The sequence below is a fragment of the Streptomyces kronopolitis genome (genome assembly GCF_014646275.1).
GTDB classification, from domain to species: Bacteria; Actinomycetota; Actinomycetes; order Streptomycetales; family Streptomycetaceae; genus Streptomyces; species Streptomyces kronopolitis.
This window is the reverse complement of record NZ_BMND01000124.1, coordinates 1-551: the sequence shown is the minus strand read 5'-3', so window position 1 is coordinate 551 and position 551 is coordinate 1. Positions and strand designations below refer to the sequence as shown.

Below are 551 nucleotides of genomic sequence, written 5' to 3'. Positions count from 1 at the left end.
AACAAGCGAGCGTTTTTAGTGGAAGTTAAGGGGATTAGGGAAAAGTAAGGGCCATTGAGATTGACTCAAAAAGAATATGAGCAAGCACAAACTTATAGCCATGATTATGTGCTTGTGGTGGTATTGAATTTAAGTGAAAAACCCCATCTTTTATCCATTGCTAACCCCTTAAAGCATTTAGAGTTTAAGGCATGCGAGAGAAAGCAAAAAAGCATTTTAGAATACCACTTAATAGGGCAAATAAAATAGCTTTGAATTTTACAGGGGGCTATAGGAGTGGGGTTCAAATTGATAGGAATGCTCCTAAACGCACTTACAAATACACCAAAAAGGATTGCGATTTGATTTTAGGGATAGACACTCGCACAAGCGAATGCTATATTATCCCTATTGAAGACATACAAGAATGGGGCAACACAAAGAGTTTGTCGCAACTCCAACACTATAAAGAGAATTGGCAAATTTTGATTGACTTGGCGTTGGAGTAAAAATATAAAATTACATTTATAAATAAAAAAAGATCTCTTTAGATATAGTGTTGGTTATGCTAA

The 551-nt window shown here is 35.4% G+C and carries 2 protein-coding genes; both read left to right on the top strand.

The genetic code is table 11. The features are described 5' to 3' along the window. Positions 1–54: 54 nt before the first annotated feature. Positions 55–249, top strand: coding sequence for a protein NO VEIN domain-containing protein (locus IEY78_RS35440; RefSeq protein WP_506417115.1), 195 nt, complete (start codon positions 55–57; stop codon positions 247–249). Continuing rightward, complete coding sequence (locus tag IEY78_RS35435) at positions 192–488, top strand: hypothetical protein (protein ID WP_506417116.1); 297 nt, start codon at positions 192–194, stop codon at positions 486–488. Before IEY78_RS35440 ends, IEY78_RS35435 begins: the two co-directional genes overlap by 58 nt. The last annotated feature ends 63 nt before the right edge of the window (positions 489–551 follow it).